The organism is Alteromonas sp. 14N.309.X.WAT.G.H12 (assembly GCF_036697315.1).
Lineage (GTDB): Bacteria > Pseudomonadota > Gammaproteobacteria > Enterobacterales > Alteromonadaceae > Alteromonas.
Genome location: NZ_JBAHZB010000217.1, coordinates 1 through 1552 on the forward strand (window position 1 = coordinate 1; position 1552 = coordinate 1552).

Consider the following 1552-nt stretch of genomic DNA (forward strand, 5'->3'; position numbering starts at 1 on the left):
GACAAAAATACGTAGGCTCCCTACGCTTCGCTTGGTTATTGTAGCCTACGTATTTTTGCCCGTTATGCGGGCCGTTATGTTTCTCGGAAGATATTTTGGAAAATTTAGTAAAAGTCAGCATTACGCTGACATCCGATAACATTCAAAATGCCAGTACAGAAACTTTGTGGGCAGAGCCTTTGGGCAACGATAATTACAGACTTCAGAACTCGCCGTTCGCAGCTTATGGTTTTAGCTATCTTGATGTTGTAAAAGCAAGAGGTAACGAAACTCCAGAGGTTGTAGAGATTGTTAAAAACTCGGGTCATTCAACTTATAGATTACTACTAGAAGCTGGAGTTCTAGAAAGCGATAGATTTGGGCAATATTGGCAGAAACTTGAACACATTGGTTGTACTTATGAAGGATCTCAATCAAAGTTGCTAAGTATTGATGTGCCACCTTCAACCGATATATTTACCGCTTATTCAATTTTAGAATCAGGTGAATCTGCGGGAGTGTGGGAGTTTGAAGAGGCAAAGTGTGCTCATAGCACCGAAACATAACAAAAAAATTAAGTCACTCACTGCGTTCGCTGGGACGCATACACGTGGGCTGCTTCGCATTATAGCCCACATGTCTGCGCCCCTTATTTAAAAGTTATATGCAAGTGAATGATTTGAGTTACGAATGATCGATTTTAAGGTTCAAACTGGCAGGGATTCCTTTGGTCCATTTGTTCAGACAGAAAATTACAATGATTTAGATGAACTAGAAGACTTATTTATTGAACACTTTGATCTTATCCCCAAAGGTGTGATTGACGGCTCAACAAATAATAATGGACTTTATAGGTTGTATTTCAACGACAATGTAAGCTCTGAAAAACTGAATAAAATCATTAGTCGCTTAAGTTTACCTTCTGGTAAAACAAGCTCGTAGTAACATTTGCATATAACAAAAAAATTAAGTCGCCTGCTGCGCAGGCTGGGACGCATACATGCGGGGCGGCTTAGCCATTATGCACCACATGCCTGCGCCCCTTATTTAAAAGTTAGGTAACTACGGATGGTCAATCTTCTTAACCAAGCTTTGCGAAGTCGAGATATAAGAAAACTAGTTGAACCTCATTTACACGAAGTTGTTTGGGATTCTGGTGTTGATGAAACTAGTGAATGGGTAGTGGCTTCATTTGAAGATGAAACTCATATTCAAAAGTTAACGTCTTGGTTAAATAGCAAAGGCGTTTCGGGTTCCACTATAGTCATTTTAACTGATTCTGCTTGGTCTGAGCTTCAGCAAACAACTTGGGAAGCCTTGCTTAAAAAATCAGAAGATTATTTTAAACAAAAACACATGCTTGTTGTGGCAGCAGATCGCTCTTGGGTTATGGAGTATGCTTCTCAACAAATAATTAGGTTTGGCCGTTGGGTAAACGTTACCTAACAAACAAATTATGGCAGGGACGCGCAAAAAGCACGCGCCCCATATTTGAAGCGTTATATTTTATGGAGAGCCTGTGAGTATTTGTCTAACCATTTCAAAAATTGACTGGGCAATAACTAAGGATGTG

General features: G+C 39.8%; 3 protein-coding genes. All 3 read left to right on the forward strand.

Going from position 1 to position 1552, the window contains the following annotated elements; all coding sequences use genetic code 11:
- Window positions 1-95 precede the first annotated feature (95 nt).
- Window positions 96-545: a DUF4265 domain-containing protein gene (locus V5298_RS20580; protein WP_058548041.1), complete on the forward strand. Its 450-nt coding sequence runs from the start codon at window positions 96-98 to the stop codon at window positions 543-545.
- Between the two features lie 124 nt (window positions 546-669).
- A complete protein-coding gene (locus tag V5298_RS20585) occupies window positions 670-921 on the forward strand; it encodes a hypothetical protein (protein WP_332933275.1) in 252 nt (83 codons plus the stop codon).
- A 126-nt stretch (window positions 922-1047) separates the two neighbouring features.
- Window positions 1048-1425, forward strand: a complete 378-nt coding sequence (locus V5298_RS20590) for a hypothetical protein (RefSeq protein WP_332933276.1) — start codon at window positions 1048-1050, stop codon at window positions 1423-1425.
- Window positions 1426-1552: the final 127 nt, after the last annotated feature.